The organism is Allomuricauda sp. NFXS6, assembly GCF_040148835.1.
Classification (GTDB): domain Bacteria; phylum Bacteroidota; class Bacteroidia; order Flavobacteriales; family Flavobacteriaceae; genus Flagellimonas.
In genome coordinates, this window is the sequence record NZ_JAGEMG010000007.1 from 99828 (window position 1) to 113959 (window position 14132).

General features: G+C 39.5%; 16 protein-coding genes. 9 read left to right on the plus strand and 7 right to left on the minus strand.

The features are described 5' to 3' along the window. The first annotated feature begins 7 nt into the window (after positions 1-7). Positions 8-1477, plus strand: a complete 1470-nt coding sequence (locus J4E06_RS11685) for a magnesium chelatase (protein WP_349524100.1) — start codon at positions 8-10, stop codon at positions 1475-1477. A 1-nt stretch (position 1478) separates the two neighbouring features. Here J4E06_RS11685 and J4E06_RS11690 read toward each other — a convergent pair whose 3' ends face one another. From J4E06_RS11690 to epsC, 3 genes are all read right to left on the minus strand, one after another. Further along, positions 1479-1961, minus strand: coding sequence for a hypothetical protein (locus J4E06_RS11690; RefSeq protein ID WP_349524101.1), 483 nt, complete (start codon positions 1959-1961; stop codon positions 1479-1481). Positions 1962-2191: 230 nt separating this feature from the next. Next, positions 2192-3076, minus strand: a complete 885-nt coding sequence (cysM, locus tag J4E06_RS11695) for a cysteine synthase CysM (protein ID WP_349524102.1) — start codon at positions 3074-3076, stop codon at positions 2192-2194. After that, positions 3069-3860 (minus strand): serine O-acetyltransferase EpsC, encoded by a 792-nt coding sequence (epsC, locus tag J4E06_RS11700; protein ID WP_349524103.1) that lies wholly within the window; start codon positions 3858-3860, stop codon positions 3069-3071. The genes cysM and epsC overlap by 8 nt, the downstream gene beginning before the upstream one ends. Positions 3861-3951: 91 nt before the next feature. Here epsC and J4E06_RS11705 point away from each other — a divergent pair, with 91 nt between their 5' ends. Then, positions 3952-4635, plus strand: coding sequence for a DUF2461 domain-containing protein (locus J4E06_RS11705; protein ID WP_349524104.1), 684 nt, complete (start codon positions 3952-3954; stop codon positions 4633-4635). On the opposite strand, the gene J4E06_RS11710 is transcribed toward J4E06_RS11705, so the two are convergent. Then, positions 4621-5037: a glyoxalase gene (locus J4E06_RS11710; RefSeq protein WP_349524105.1), complete on the minus strand. Its 417-nt coding sequence runs from the start codon at positions 5035-5037 to the stop codon at positions 4621-4623. The genes J4E06_RS11705 and J4E06_RS11710 overlap by 15 nt on opposite strands. Before the next feature lie 338 nt (positions 5038-5375). On the opposite strand from J4E06_RS11710, the gene J4E06_RS11715 reads away from it, so the two are divergent. The 4 genes from J4E06_RS11715 (at position 5376) to J4E06_RS11730 (ending at position 8146) form a co-directional block, all read left to right on the plus strand. After that, positions 5376-5597, plus strand: coding sequence for a hypothetical protein (locus J4E06_RS11715; RefSeq protein ID WP_349524106.1), 222 nt, complete (start codon positions 5376-5378; stop codon positions 5595-5597). A gap of 2 nt (positions 5598-5599) precedes the next feature. Continuing rightward, on the plus strand, positions 5600-5905 hold the full coding sequence (locus tag J4E06_RS11720; protein WP_349524107.1) for a type II toxin-antitoxin system RelE/ParE family toxin: 306 nt from the start codon (positions 5600-5602) through the stop codon (positions 5903-5905). 449 nt (positions 5906-6354) lie between these two features. Beyond that, on the plus strand, positions 6355-7254 hold the full coding sequence (locus J4E06_RS11725) for a DUF72 domain-containing protein (protein ID WP_349524108.1): 900 nt from the start codon (positions 6355-6357) through the stop codon (positions 7252-7254). A 472-nt stretch (positions 7255-7726) separates the two neighbouring features. Then, positions 7727-8146: an acyl-CoA thioesterase gene (locus J4E06_RS11730; RefSeq protein WP_349524109.1), complete on the plus strand. Its 420-nt coding sequence runs from the start codon at positions 7727-7729 to the stop codon at positions 8144-8146. Here J4E06_RS11730 and J4E06_RS11735 read toward each other — a convergent pair. Next, on the minus strand, positions 8143-9426 hold the full coding sequence (locus J4E06_RS11735; RefSeq protein ID WP_349524110.1) for a dipeptidase: 1284 nt from the start codon (positions 9424-9426) through the stop codon (positions 8143-8145). The two genes, J4E06_RS11730 and J4E06_RS11735, sit on opposite strands and share 4 nt — an antisense overlap. 128 nt (positions 9427-9554) lie before the next feature. Between J4E06_RS11735 and J4E06_RS11740 the strand changes: the two genes are divergently transcribed. Continuing rightward, a complete protein-coding gene (locus tag J4E06_RS11740; protein ID WP_349524111.1) occupies positions 9555-10334 on the plus strand; it encodes a hypothetical protein in 780 nt (259 codons plus the stop codon). Between the two features lie 13 nt (positions 10335-10347). Then, positions 10348-10707, plus strand: a complete 360-nt coding sequence (locus J4E06_RS11745; RefSeq protein WP_349524112.1) for a hypothetical protein — start codon at positions 10348-10350, stop codon at positions 10705-10707. A 539-nt stretch (positions 10708-11246) separates the two neighbouring features. Here the strand turns inward: J4E06_RS11745 and J4E06_RS11750 are convergent. Next, positions 11247-12110 carry a sigma-70 family RNA polymerase sigma factor gene (locus tag J4E06_RS11750; protein WP_100818963.1) on the minus strand — a complete coding sequence of 288 codons (864 nt, stop codon included), beginning with the start codon at positions 12108-12110 and terminating at the stop codon, positions 11247-11249. A 244-nt stretch (positions 12111-12354) separates the two neighbouring features. Between J4E06_RS11750 and J4E06_RS11755 the strand changes: the two genes are divergently transcribed. Beyond that, positions 12355-13866 (plus strand): DEAD/DEAH box helicase, encoded by a 1512-nt coding sequence (locus J4E06_RS11755; RefSeq protein WP_349524113.1) that lies wholly within the window; start codon positions 12355-12357, stop codon positions 13864-13866. A gap of 92 nt (positions 13867-13958) precedes the next feature. Here the strand turns inward: J4E06_RS11755 and J4E06_RS11760 are convergent, their stop codons facing one another. Next, on the minus strand, positions 13959-14129 hold the full coding sequence (locus tag J4E06_RS11760) for a hypothetical protein (RefSeq protein WP_349524114.1): 171 nt from the start codon (positions 14127-14129) through the stop codon (positions 13959-13961). Positions 14130-14132 lie beyond the last annotated feature (3 nt).

The following is a 14132-nucleotide window of genomic DNA, read 5'->3' on the forward strand; positions in this document are numbered from 1 at the left end:
ACAACATATGAATTTGGACCATACCAACATAAAAACGCTAGGTGAACTGAAGTCAGCGGGATATACTAGCAGAAGCATTAAGGACGAACTTCGAGAGAATCTTTTGGAGAAAATATCCAACAAAGAACAGGTGTTCGAAGGGGTTTGGGGTTATGAAAATTCCGTGATTCCAGAATTGGAAAGAGCTATTCTTTCCCGTCACAACATTAATTTATTGGGATTGCGTGGACAGGCCAAAACGCGTTTGGCCCGTTTGATGGTACAGTTGTTGGACGAATGGATGCCGATTGTAGAAGGTTCCGAAATTCACGACGACCCATTGGAACCCATTTCTCGATACGCCACCGAGCTGATCAAAGAAAAAGGCGATGACACACCTGTTAGCTGGATACACCGAAGTGAACGTTTTTACGAAAAATTGGCCACCCCAGATGTTACTGTAGCCGATTTGATAGGTGATGTCGACCCGATTAAAGCGGCCAATCTTAAATTATCATACGCGGATGATCGCGTGATTCATTTTGGGATGATACCGAGGGCCAACCGTTGTATTTTCGTAATAAACGAGCTTCCCGACCTTCAAGCGAGAATTCAAGTAGCGCTATTTAATATATTGCAAGAGGGAGACATACAAATTCGTGGGTTCAAACTTCGTTTGCATTTGGATATTCAGTTTGTATTCACTGCCAACCCTGAAGATTACACGAACAGGGGAAGTATTGTAACCCCGTTGAAAGATAGAATCGGCTCCCAGATTCTTACCCATTACCCAGAAAGTATCGAGATTGCCAAGAAAATTACCAAGCAGGAAGCGCAGTTGGATAAACGTCAGTCCGATTTTGTACATGTCCCTGAAATAGCGATGGACTTGTTGGAACAAATCAGTTTTGAAGCTAGAAATAGCGAGTACGTAGATGCAAAAAGTGGGGTAAGTGCACGTATGAGCATTACCGCATTTGAAAATTTATTGAGTACCGCCGAGCGCAGGGCCATTGTTGCTGGAGACAGAAAAACATCAGTTCGTCTCAGTGATTTTATGGGCGTAGTGCCATCCATCACAGGAAAAATAGAATTGGTTTACGAAGGAGAACAGGAGGGGGCAGGTTCCGTAGCCGAGAATTTGATAGAAGATGCAGCAAAATCTTTATTTCCGAATTATTTCCCTAAAATTGATAAGCTTCAACGCAAAGAAGAAGAAAACGAATATGATGAACTGGTCAGTTGGTTCTTTGAAGGGGAAGGGTTTGACCTTTTGGATGATGAAAAAGAAGATGAGTATAAATCCAAATTGGATTCCATTGCTCCATTGAACGATCTTTTAAAGGAATATCAACCGGATACACCCAAGGAAGACTCCTATTTTTTGAAAGAATTATTGCTCTGGGGACTGGTGGCACATAAAAAACTTAGCAAACACCGCTTTCAGCAAGGGTACCAGTTCAAAGATCTCTACGGAAGCTATATTCGAGGACTCTAAACTATTGCCAAATATTTAGGTTGTCGTTATAGTTTTCAAAATTGTAGACACCCACATAGCGCTTTCTCAACCAAAAGGTGTAAAGCGTTAAAACAGGTAGAATACTGTGCAGTACCACTGAAAGTGTAGCTATTGGTTCAAAGGTTGCAGGTATTATATGGGTACCGTAAAGCTCTAACGAATTCAACACGGTGATACTGTCATATATTTTGAAAACATACACGATCATTATGGCGTAAAGTACGTACTCAATGTTTCGCATTTTAGGGTCCGGTAACTCATCCTCGGTAATTTTGAACCAAACAACGTAGAGATACAGAAAATGTATCGATGTGAGTATGGGGAATATGTAGTTGTCTACCTTTAGAAAGTAGAATTGGTTGGTGTAAGCACCATAAAAGCTCAATATAATCAAGGTTAGCAATACAGCCACGCTGGCCAATATGTTCCTTTTCCAGGTGATGATTTTTGACAAGGTATTCATCTTAATCTTAGATTTGGGACTAATTTCAGTCTAAAGAACGATTTTTTATGGCAACTATTTTAAAGAAATCGATGACCCGCAAACAATGTTGGATAACCTTAAAAATCCTATGTAAAAGTCGATAAATTAAAGGTGTGCTAAAGTTTTGAATCAGAAATATGCTGGCACTTGATTACAAAATGACATTTTTTAGTCGCTCTTACTTTTTCATAAAGACAAGTTCAGAAAAACTACTCAAATAAATCAGAGGACAGGTAACGATCGCCACGGTCACAAACAATAGAGACGATTGTACCACTTTCCAAGGTTGCTGCAAGCCGTAATGCCACCGTAGCAGCTCCGCCACTGCTCATTCCAGAGAATATGCCCTCTTCTTTGGCCAATCGCTTTGCCATTTCTGTGGCATCCTTTTCGCTGACTTCCATAACAGTATCCACCTTGTCGGGATTAAAAATTTTGGGAAGATATTCTTTGGGCCATTTTCGTATTCCCGGAATTTTGGAATCGTCGGTAGGTTGCACACCTACAATCTGAACCATTGGGTTCTGTTCCTTCAAGTAAGTGGAAGTTCCCATTATGGTTCCCGTAGTGCCCATACTGGATACAAAATGTGTGATTTCTCCATCCGTATCTCGCCAAATTTCTGGGCCTGTGGTTTTGTAGTGTGCTTTCCAGTTGTCATCATTGGAAAACTGGTTCAACATTTTAAACCCTTCTTCTTTGACCTTGGCCTCGGCATAATCCCGAGCACCTTCAATACCTACATCAGCTGGTGTTAAGGTAACTTTTGCCCCGTAGGCGCGCATAGTCTGTACCCTTTCTTTGGTTGAATTTTCGGGCATGACCAACTCAATATTCAATCCAAAAACACCTGCAATCATGGCCAGACCAATTCCAGTATTTCCACTGGTGGCTTCGATAAGTTTGGTTTCTTTGGTAAAATCCCCACGTTCCAAGCCACTCTTAATCATGTTGTAGGCAGGTCGGTCTTTCACACTTCCTCCGGGATTGTGTCCCTCGAGCTTAAAAAGAAGTTTTACATTGGGGTTGGTGTTCAATACTCTGGACTCCACCAAAGGGGTATTTCCGATAAGGTCTAGTATACTGTTAGACATTTGGGGTTGTCTTTATTTTAATTTCAGGTTTGTGATAAACAGTTGAGTTCGCAGGAACGGACGAGGTAATCCAGGCATTACCACCAATAACGGAATTGGCGCCCACAACGGTGTCACCGCCTAAAATGGTAGCATTGGCATAGATTGTAACATTATTTTCTATGGTGGGGTGACGTTTTGTTTTCTCCAGATTCTTGGCCACATAAAGCGCTCCTAGCGTAACACCTTGATAAATTTTTACGTTATCATGAATCACTGCAGTCTCACCAATAACAACGCCTGTAGCATGGTCAATAAAAAAGGATTTTCCGATTGTTGCTCCCGGGTTAATATCCACACCAGTCTGTCTATGTGCATATTCGGTCATCATACGTGGAATCAAAGGAATTCCCTCCTCATACAGTTCGTGCGCCAATCTATAGATAGCAATGGCATAAAATCCGGGGTAGGCCATATAAATTTCCTGAATGGAAAGTGAGGCAGGGTCGCAATTCAATATAGCCTCAGCATCCAAATTCAAATTTTCTAAAATTTGTGGTAAATGGGAAATATAATTGTTCCAAAGCTCTTCGCTTGGTTTCTCCAAATCCCAACAAGCCATATCCATTAGCTTATTGAACTTTTTCTCTAACAATTCCAAGTTAACGGCTACTGGAGTGTTGGCATCAAATAAGGTATAGAAAAGAGTATCGGTAAAATCTTCAGTTTCCTGCTTTAATCTATAGTCCAAATATGGCAGTTTTTTATGCCTATTGAGTTCAGCTATGATTTTTTCCTTGTCCATACTGTGCTTTATTGTCTTAAAATTAGATAAATCCTTACCATACCCATGAGAAAAAGTTAACTTTAGTTTAAAAATAACATATTATCGGTATATGGCATCCAACGTTACGATATCCAAAGAAGTTTTTGATTTTTTGACCGAACTTAAAAAGAACAATAATAGAGATTGGTTAGAAGCACACAAACCTGCATTTAAGAAACATAAATCCGATATAAAATTATTTCTTGAGGCTGTCAAGGATAATTTGAACCATCACGATGAGATTGAAAAAATGAAGTTGTTTCGTATTTATCGTGATGTACGTTTTTCTAAGGACAAAACACCGTACAAAGCTCACTTTGCCGGTTCTTTTTCTCGTTTGGGCGCCCATTTACGGGGAGGCTATTATATGCACATAAAACCGGGCGAGTCTTTTTTGGCCACTGGATTCTGGGCTCCGAACAAGGAAGACCTTTACCGGATTAGAAAAGAACTGGAAATGGATGCTTCAGAATTTAGGGGGCTTATCAACCAAAAGGAATTCAAAACAATTTGGGGCGAACTTAGTGGGGATGAAGTAAAAACCGCACCTAAAGGTTTTGACAAAGAACATCCTGATATCGACTTGATCAGAAAGAAACAGTTTGTGTTTGTGCGGAACTTTACCGACAAAGAAGTGCTGTCCTCATCTTTTTTAGAAGAAGTGGACAGGTCTTTCAAGGCCATTCGCCCTTATTTTGATTTGATGAGCGATATCCTCACCACCAACTTAAATGGAGAATCAATTTTGGAATAAGGCTTCTTCTTCCTCCAAAAGTTGAATCTGATCCTTTAGCCGTTCCACCACCATATTCATCATCCGTTTGTTAAGGGCGGAGGAATTGGTAATGTAATCTTGGTACTCCTTTACCGTGAACTGCCCAATGATCATTCCCTTTAGGGAATTCCTAAATTTGATATCCTTTTGGATAGCGCGCCCAATGTAATGGAACTTTTTCTCCAAGGAAAGTTCGTAAAAAACACCCTTGTGCTTGTTCGCATAATTCTTGAATGCCTCTACCAGTAAATCGTTTTGGAGTTTAATTACAGGACGTAGGGTCTTGTTCTGAAAATGCTCGTTAAAACCCATTTGACTGTTAAAATGTGACTCTGGAATACTTGGACGAATGTCCAACCTACGGTCGGATTGTGAATCCATGGTTGTGATTTTTAATAAAATTACAGAATGATGAATCGCACACTTGTAAATATGGCAATAGTTGTCAACGATGTTATGAACAAAGACAACAAAGATGTTTCTGGGAAATTTAAAGTAATTTGGAAATCCAGTAAATGATTAGGCTTAGCACACAGATGGAGAATTCGAGCATAACCCAATACCTGAATATCTTGGAGACTTTAAAAAATGTGATAGAAAATGACATGCCTAAAGATAACAATTTATTATTCAAGTGGTTCTAAATCAAAAGTGTACTATAGAAAAGTAATGTAAGTAATCTAAAAGATTCATTATCTTCGTTCTTAAAAATGTTGATTATGAATATTCAAACGGAAAAAATCGAATTGGTAAAAATGTTGTTGAACACCAACGACCCTAAGATTATTCAATCCATCAAACAAATTTTTAAAAATCAGGGGGCAGCAGATTTTTGGGATGAATTGACTACCGAGCAACAAGCAGAAATAAATCAAGGGATTTCTGAAATTGAAAATGGAGATGTTGTTGACTTTGATTCGTTTATGGTAAAGCATAGATAAGAATGAGCAGAAAGGTCAAGATTTCTAAAACTGCGGAAAAGAAAATCTCAGAACTCTTAGACTACTTACAGGAAAATTGGTCGTTGAAAGTTAAGTCGGATTTCGTTGAAAAACTGGATAAGTCCATTGATTTAATCAAGAGTAACCCTAAGATTTTTCCAAAATCTGACAAAAAATCAGGATTACATAAATGTGTGATTTCCAAACAAACCACCTTATACTACCAATTTAATTCCCAAACGATATATATAGTTACAATCTTTGATAACAGACAAAATCCCTCTAAACTAAATAAGGAGATAAAATAAAAGGTTAATAACTTTTTGAAAACTATTGACCTGATTCCATGATGGTTGAAAAGGAAATTTCTATTTTAGTTTTGTGGAAGTAACAACTTGGATAGAGTTTTTTACTAGCCTTCTGGAATTTGGCAAAGCACTTTTGGAATTCTTCAAAGATTATCCTTTAGCTATTGCATTATTCAAAAATCCTATATCCTTTTTAAAAAAACCTATTCGGTCAACATGCGAAAAAATCATTAATAAAAAAAATAATTTTTCACGGTACCATATAAAAAAAGCCCTTTTTTAATTTCAGATATCACATCTTAAAAAAAAATCTTGTTATCGATGAAATATAGATTCCTCATCATTAACAACACCATATAAGTTGAAAAAAGCCCCTCCAAAATGGTAGGGGTTTTTATTTGGAGTCACCTTTCCTAAACTTTACCTTTATTAAATAAAAAGATGTCTTAATGAAATTCGGCAAAGTTGACCACCCAGAACTTATAGATTTTACCATCCCACCGGACCATCAGGAAACTCCAGTAGTCCTGAAAAAGAACAAAACCGGTGCTGATACCAAGGTTTTTGTAGGCTGTGCCAAATGGAACAGGCAAGAACTCAAGAATTTCTATCCAAGAGGCACAAAAGATGAGTTAGCTTACTATTCTACACAGTTCAACAGTATTGAACTCAATGCTACTTTCTACCGCATCTTTCCTGCGGAACAGTATGAAAAATGGCGGGACAAAACACCGGAAGGCTTTAAATTCTTTCCAAAAATGACCAATGAGGTAAGCCACCTTCGCCGAATGAACGACAAAGCGCTGGAAGCCGCGGACCGCTACTTGGAAGTAACATCATTGCTTGGAGAAAAACTCGGGACCATCTTTTTACAGATGCACAATAACTTTGGCCCAAAAAACTGGGATAGGGTAGTGCGCTTTGTGGAATATTGGCCCAAGGAGTTTCCACTGGCCATGGAGTTTCGGCACACGGATTGGTTTACGGACGAAAAAGTCGCCCAAGAACTCTATCATTTATTGGAAGAAAACAACATTGCCAATATTTTGGTGGATACCGCAGGCAGGCGTGACCTTATGCATATGCGTTTGACCAAAAACGAGGCTTTTGTACGCTATGTGGGTGCCAATCACAAATCGGATTACACCCGTTTGGACGATTGGATAGCGCGTTTATCCACCTGGAAATCCATAGGGCTGGAGAACATCCATTTCTTTGTGCACCAGAACCTTGAATTGGAATCTCCCTTGCTGTCAGCCTACTTTATTGAACAACTGAATGCCAAAATGGACTGTGACTTACACATTCCAAAGACGACCTTGCCCCCTGAAAAGGGACTGTTCGATTAAAGAGACAAAAGTTCAATAATTCGGTGATCAGTAGTCGGAAGTCAGTAAACAGGAAGCAGAGGATAGCTGTTCAGAGTTTAATATTAGGAATTGGAAAAAAACTCAGGACCAGAGATTCTTCGCTTTGCTCAGAATGACAAAAAGAACCTTCGCGATAATTTGTGCCCATTAGTGTCGGGTTCAACGAACAATTATCAATTGTCAGTTCTAGAACGGTCAAAAAGCCATACCCTTTTACAATTCATCCAATAATCCAAAAACAGCTTCTTACCAAAACCCCTCACAAGGATTTGTCCAATTAAAAGGGCCTTAATTGATCAAGTTTAGAATCTTGGGCATTCAAAATTATTTACTCCATATTCGGCGACCAACAAATATTTCAATTTCGTAATTCGCATAAATTAAACAGGTTAACAAGAAAATCTTCAAAGGATTGGGCTAACTTTGTAAGAGAATTCTAAAAGTTTCAACTATGCGATTTCATACAAGAAAATGGGTAAAGCCAGAGGATTTGAACGCCAATGGAACGCTCTTTGGAGGTAAAGTACTTGCCTGGATAGACGAAGAGGCTGCTTTGTACAGTATTATTCAACTGGAGAACAAGAAAATTGTGACCAAATATATGTCCGAAATCAATTTTATGAGCACCGCCAAAGAGGGGGATATCATAGAAATTGGTATCGAGGTGATAAAATTCGGGGTCACCTCTATCTCGCTTAACTGTGAAGTAAGAAATAAGATGACCCACGAAAGTATTGTTACCGTAGACAATATTATTATGGTCAACCTAGATGAAAATGGCAATTCCAAGGCCCACGGGAAAACGAAAATAGAATATGTTAAAGACCGTTTGGCCAAAAAGGAAAAAGAAGAGGAAAAGTCCGCTTCTTAGTTTAAGGTTTTGGCCACGGCCTGAACCTCGTCCAACACTCTTAACAGGTTACCGCCCCATAATTTGGCTATTTCCTCTTCGGTATAGCCCCTTTTTACGAGCTCCAGGGTAACATTGAAGGTTTCAGAAGCATCTGACCAGCCTTCTATACCACCACCTCCATCAAAATCGGAGCTGATACCTACGTGTTCAATTCCAATCAAATCGACCATATAGTCAATGTGGTCCACAAAATCCGATACGTTCACTGCAGGTGGTGCATTAGGGTCGGTTTCGGCCTTTTCTTCACCTATACTCATTACTTTTCGGTAGTTGGCAAAGAATTCCTCACGTTGCTCATCGGTCAACGAAGAGAACTGAGAACGCTCATACCAAGCAATGTCCAATGAATCGGCTACTTTTTTATAGACTTCGCTCATATAAGCGGAACGGGCTTCGTGCTTTTCGGTGTTCAAATACGAACTGAAGGCAACGGTTTGTACCACACCGCCATTTTCTTTCATCCACATCAATTGCTCATCATCCAAATTACGGCTATGGTCGCAAAGAGCCCTTGCCGAAGAGTGCGAAGCTATAATGGGAGCTTTTGTCAACTCGACCATCTTTTTCATAGCTTCTTTGGATGGATGGGAAACATCGATCATCATTCCAACGCGGTTCATTTCCGCCACGGCTTCTTTGCCCAAATCACTCAGGCCGTTGTGCATCCAAACGCTGTCCTTTTCTCCTGTATTTGAATCGCTGAACTGACTATGCCCGTTATGGGACAACGACATATATCGCGCACCACGTTTATGGTATTCTTCAATTTTGGATAGGTCTTCACCGATCGGGTAAGCATTTTCCACACCGATCATCGCAACTTTTTTCCCTGCCGCCACAATTCTTCTAACATCATCCGAAGTCAATGCTAACTCAATCTGGTCCGGGGCAATGCCTTCGCACAACTTGTGAATGGCTTCAAATTTGGAAATGGCATTCTCGGAGGCTTTGGCGTAGCCTTCGGCTGTCAAGGTGTCCTGACCCGTATAAACGATTAGCCATGCAACATCCAGTCCACCTTCTTCCATTTTCGGAATATTGATTTGAGTTTCCAGTCGTTGTGTGTAGTTGATACTGTCCGTAAAATTCTGAACGTTGATATCGTCGTGCGTATCAACCGTAATCACCGAATCGTGAATCCTTTGGGCTTTTTCCTCCAAGGTCTCGGTCTCTTCAGGTTTCTTTTCTCCACAGGAGATCAATAATGTAATACTTAGGAATAAATAAAAATATTTCATGGTTGGTTTTTTACACATACAAATAACGCAATTTGACAACAAAATATAGGCACTACGAAACAATAAATTGTAAAACCTCGGTATTATCAACACTTTTAGAATGATTAATAACCTTATACCGCAAAAAATTGGGAACACGTGAATTGTTAACGTATTTGGAAAAGCTCGAGATAGGGTTAAGTTCATTTTCTTATGAGGAATTGGGAGTTGTTGAGGCAGGTGAGCTTAAAAAATCCTTTGAGATGTTCAAGTTTGGATTGGAGAGCAAAGTATTTGGAATATCAGAAATTAAACAACTCGAAAGTATCTACGAAAAAGTAGGGATCCAAAGCCTGGACAGTAAACGTTTCACCGAATCTGATGCCACAAAGTTTTTGTCGCTCATAAACAGCTTGGAAAAAACAACATTGTCCAACGGTCAAAAAGAAATTGTGGAAGCGCTTAAAAAAATGGTGCAAAACACAAAGGAAGAAAATCAAGATTCTGTTAAAAATACAGACTGTATGGCTACCGATTTTGAATTCATAGAAAAAAGCTTGCAAGCTGGGTTTGCTTCCCAAAAAGTTGATTTGAAACCTGTACTTGAAGATTGTATGGGGCAAATGGAACTGTTGGAGGAGCTCGTTCGCATGTTCAAGCAAAATATATTTGAATTTATTGGCAGTTCCAAAGTCAATCTTATGAACGAGAATTTTGACAAGCTGCAGCAGTCCTGTCAAAAAATGATGCCCTCCCTGCGTATGATGAACATTCACGGCCTATTGGAAGTGGTGCAACAAATTTCGAGACTTTGTAAAACAGATAAGGATGTAAAGCACCTTACTTTTTTATACGATCAGTTTCTTCAAGAATATCCGCGCATTCAGGAGCAGATAGATTTTGAGATGGAAATGTTCCGAACTATGTGAAAACACGTCAACCATGGCAAACAAAGAACTCCCCAAATACCTGCAAAGCATATTTTACCCTTTGTTCAAACACGCCAAGGACCTTGAATGTCAATTGATGTTGATGGACGAAATGTTGGAAGTAGGGGACAGAAAAGAAATTCCTTTTCTTGCCGAGTTGGAATCCCATGAAAACCCCAAAATAAGCAATAAGGCTTTTGAAATTAAAAATGAGTTGCAATCCAAATTGGGGCTTATGTCCGAAATAGAACGAAGGCGATTACCGATGAACCTTTGCTTTATTTATGATGAATTCAACATAAGGCCAAGCAAGGTGGACAAAGATCTGGACTTTGAGATAGAACTGGACATTTTAAACATGAAACAGAAGTAGAGTTTCACCACCCAAAGTGGGATTTTCACCACATTTTACGATTTTAAAATAATCTTTAAAATGAATTAACGTTATACCTAAAACCCCGACAAATAAACCAAAGATTACCATGTTATACGATACCTACGGCGAAGAATACCTGGCATTTTTACAAGAACTGAACGAAATTTTGACAGTTAACGAACTTGCCGAACTTGATTATCTATAGTTGACCAACACCCCAAAATTTGTTACCATGAAAAACCATAACAAAGAAAACACCGCTTACTTGAACTTTATTCAAGATTTGAAAGACATGCTCACGGACTTTGATATTAGTCTTTTGAGCAAATCCTAAGTTTAAGTGAATATCATGGAAAAGGGGATGTTGCTCGCGCAACATCCCCTTTTTTATTATCTAGTTAAAGGTTAAAACCATGCCTTTATCTGTAGGCCTGCTTTACTTTTACTTTGGTTTCTATGAATTTTATAAATGTTTCCCTTTCTAGTCTCCCCAAGGGGGAAATGTTTCCCTCATTTGGAGGAATTAAGGGAGGATTTTACCCTAAATAAGACTTCAATATCTTACTTTTTGAGGTGTGCCTTAGTTTTCTAATGGCTTTTTCACGGATTTGACGCACTCGCTCCCTGGTCAAATCAAAGGTACTACCAATTTCTTCCAAGGTCATGGAAGGTTGGTCTCCGATACCGTAATATAGTCGAACCACATCGGCTTCTCTTGGAGAAAGTGTGTCCAAGGCCCTGTTTATTTCAGTGTTCAAGGACTGGTGCATCAAACCTTTATCTGGTTTTGGTGAGTCACCGGCATTCAACACATCGTACAAGTTGGAAGTTTCTCCCTCTTTTAGAGGGGCATCCATGGATACGTGTCTCCCTGTATTTTTTAAGGATTGTTTTACTTCGGAAACCGTCATGTCCAATTCCTTGGCTATTTCTTCTGGAGATGGTGGACGTTCGTGCGCCTGTTCCAAGTAAGAAAATGTCTTTTTTATCTTGTTGATGGATCCAATCTTGTTCAAGGGCAATCTAACCACACGGGACTGTTCTGCCAAGGCTTGCAAAATGGATTGGCGAATCCACCAAACCGCGTAAGAAATAAATTTAAATCCCCTGGTTTCATCAAAACGCTTGGCGGCTTTAACCAGTCCAACGTTCCCTTCATTGATTAAATCGGGTAATTTAAGCCCTTGATTTTGATATTGTTTCGCCACGGAAACCACAAATCTAAGATTGGCATTCGTTAATTTTTCCAAAGCAGCTTGGTCTCCGGCCCTGATCTTCTGTGCTAGCTCAACTTCCTCTTGCGCTGTGATCAAATCGATTTTACTGATGTCCTGCAAGTATTTGTCAAGTGATTTCGATTCTCGGTTGGTGACCTGTTTAATGATTTTTAGCTGCCTCATTCTTATATCTGGTTTATAAGTGTTTTAAGCTTTCATTATACATTATAATCTCCATTTTTCCAAGTGCAAAATGTTATTGTTATCAAAATGTTATGAGTACCAGACCAAAAAGGACGAAAAATCATCTAAATATGGATTGTTGATACTATTTTGATAGAAAAGCTTTTGAGTATTGGTCTCAAGCACAAAAAACCCCTAATTTTGTAAGGTTTTTTATTTAAGAATCCATAATGCCATTTTTCCTTTGGAAGTAAACAAAACCATTAAGAAGAAAACTTTATACGATTATCAGGAAGAAGACCTGAACAAAATCTTCAAACACTTGGAAAAACTTCCTACGGGCACCAATATTTTGTACCAATTGCCTACAGGAGGGGGTAAAACTGTGGTTTTTTCCGAGATTACCCGAAGGTTTATTGAGCAGACCGGAAAAAAGGTGATGGTGCTTACCCATCGTATTGAGCTCAGCAAACAAACCTCCAAAATGCTCAAAGGATTTGGAGTGGCCAATAAAGTCATCAATAGTGAAGTCAAGGAACTTTATGATCAGGATGACTATATGTGCTTTGTGGCCATGGTGGAGACCTTGAACAACCGTTTGCAAGAAGAAAAGGTCAAGATCAATAATATTGGACTTGTCATTATTGATGAGGCCCACTACAATTCCTTTAGAAAACTCTTCAAATATTTCGAGGATGCCACGATTTTGGGCGTAACGGCAACACCGTTGAGCTCCAACATCAAACTCCCCATGAAAGACAATTACAAGCATCTGATCATTGGGGAATCCATAAAATCGTTGATCAGCAAACAGTTCTTGGCCAAGGCCAACCTATATAATTATGATGTAAGCCTTAGAACACTTAAACTGGGGATTAACGGGGATTACACCGTAAAATCTTCAGATGAATTCTATAGTGCCCATAGTATGTTGGGGAAATTGCTGACCGCCTATGAAGAGATTGCGAAGGGTACCAAAACACTGATTTTCAACAACGGTATCAACACCTCGCTCTATGTTTACGAAACCTTTAAAAAGGCAGGATACAACGTGCGGCACTTGGACAATAAAAATACGGCCACGGAACGAAAGGAGATATTGGAATGGTTTGCCGAAACCCCGGATGCAATTTTAACCTCTGTGAGCATACTTACAACAGGATTTGATGAACCTACTGTTGAAAGTATCATATTGAACCGGGCCACGCGTTCCCTCACGCTTTATTTTCAGATGATCGGGAGGGGCTCCCGGGTATTGCCCAATAAAGAGGAGTTCAATGTTATTGATATGGGTAATAATATTGCCCGTTTTGGACCGTGGGATGCACCGATAGACTGGCAGGAAATCTTCCATTTCCCTGACTTTTATCTGGAGAACATTAAAAATGATGAGGAGATTGAGCGCGAATTTGTCTATGAAATGCCGGACGAGTTGCGCGCCAAGTTCAGTAAGTCCGACAATATTACGTTTGATGTAAAAGCCGAGTACAAGAAAATATTTGCCCAAGGTCAAAAATCCAAGATGGTGCTCGAAAAAAGTATTGAGCAGCACGCCCAAATTTGTGTGGAAAACAGTGAAGACGTGTTCGACGCCCGAATTTTGGCCAAAGAGCTCAAGGACGAGATTTCCTTTAGGGTAAAACAGTATTCCTATTGCATTATGAACAACACCAAAAATTACAAAGAGTGGTTGGAGGAAGATTATGAGCGTAAATTGCGTTCCAGTATTTCCAAAATGTTTGCAGCAAGGATGTAGGACTGGTTAGCTGGATTATTGGAAAATAGACATAAGATTCAAGACGCAAGACTTCAGAGGTTAGTTTTAATAGTTTTGTTTTTTGGATTTGCTTACCAGTAAAGAAGAGTGTCCTGTATCTTGGTTCCTAAATCCTTATTCTTGAACTTGATACTTGTCACATCGAGCGCAGTCGAGATGCCTTCTTCCGAGAAAATTGGTGTCATTCGTGTCAAACACAGATATTGCTTCTTGGATTGCTTACCAGTAAAGAAGGGTGCCATGTA

Excerpts from the sequence above, each read along its gene's own strand:
- J4E06_RS11690 (WP_349524101.1), bottom strand. The coding sequence starts at position 1,961 with ATGAATACCTTGTCAAAAATCATCACCTGGAAAAGGAACATATTGGCC.
- J4E06_RS11715 (WP_349524106.1), top strand. The coding sequence starts at position 5,376 with ATGAATATTCAAACGGAAAAAATCGAATTGGTAAAAATGTTGTTGAAC.
- J4E06_RS11685 (WP_349524100.1), top strand. The coding sequence starts at position 8 with ATGAATTTGGACCATACCAACATAAAAACGCTAGGTGAACTGAAGTCA.
- cysM (WP_349524102.1), bottom strand. The coding sequence starts at position 3,076 with ATGTCTAACAGTATACTAGACCTTATCGGAAATACCCCTTTGGTGGAG.
- J4E06_RS11750 (WP_100818963.1), bottom strand. The coding sequence starts at position 12,110 with ATGAGGCAGCTAAAAATCATTAAACAGGTCACCAACCGAGAATCGAAA.
- J4E06_RS11745 (WP_349524112.1), top strand. The coding sequence starts at position 10,348 with ATGGCAAACAAAGAACTCCCCAAATACCTGCAAAGCATATTTTACCCT.
- J4E06_RS11760 (WP_349524114.1), bottom strand. The coding sequence starts at position 14,129 with ATGGCACCCTTCTTTACTGGTAAGCAATCCAAGAAGCAATATCTGTGT.
- J4E06_RS11710 (WP_349524105.1), bottom strand. The coding sequence starts at position 5,037 with ATGGATTCACAATCCGACCGTAGGTTGGACATTCGTCCAAGTATTCCA.
- J4E06_RS11730 (WP_349524109.1), top strand. The coding sequence starts at position 7,727 with ATGCGATTTCATACAAGAAAATGGGTAAAGCCAGAGGATTTGAACGCC.
- epsC (WP_349524103.1), bottom strand. The coding sequence starts at position 3,860 with ATGGACAAGGAAAAAATCATAGCTGAACTCAATAGGCATAAAAAACTG.
- J4E06_RS11720 (WP_349524107.1), top strand. The coding sequence starts at position 5,600 with ATGAGCAGAAAGGTCAAGATTTCTAAAACTGCGGAAAAGAAAATCTCA.
- J4E06_RS11735 (WP_349524110.1), bottom strand. The coding sequence starts at position 9,426 with ATGAAATATTTTTATTTATTCCTAAGTATTACATTATTGATCTCCTGT.
- J4E06_RS11705 (WP_349524104.1), top strand. The coding sequence starts at position 3,952 with ATGGCATCCAACGTTACGATATCCAAAGAAGTTTTTGATTTTTTGACC.
- J4E06_RS11725 (WP_349524108.1), top strand. The coding sequence starts at position 6,355 with ATGAAATTCGGCAAAGTTGACCACCCAGAACTTATAGATTTTACCATC.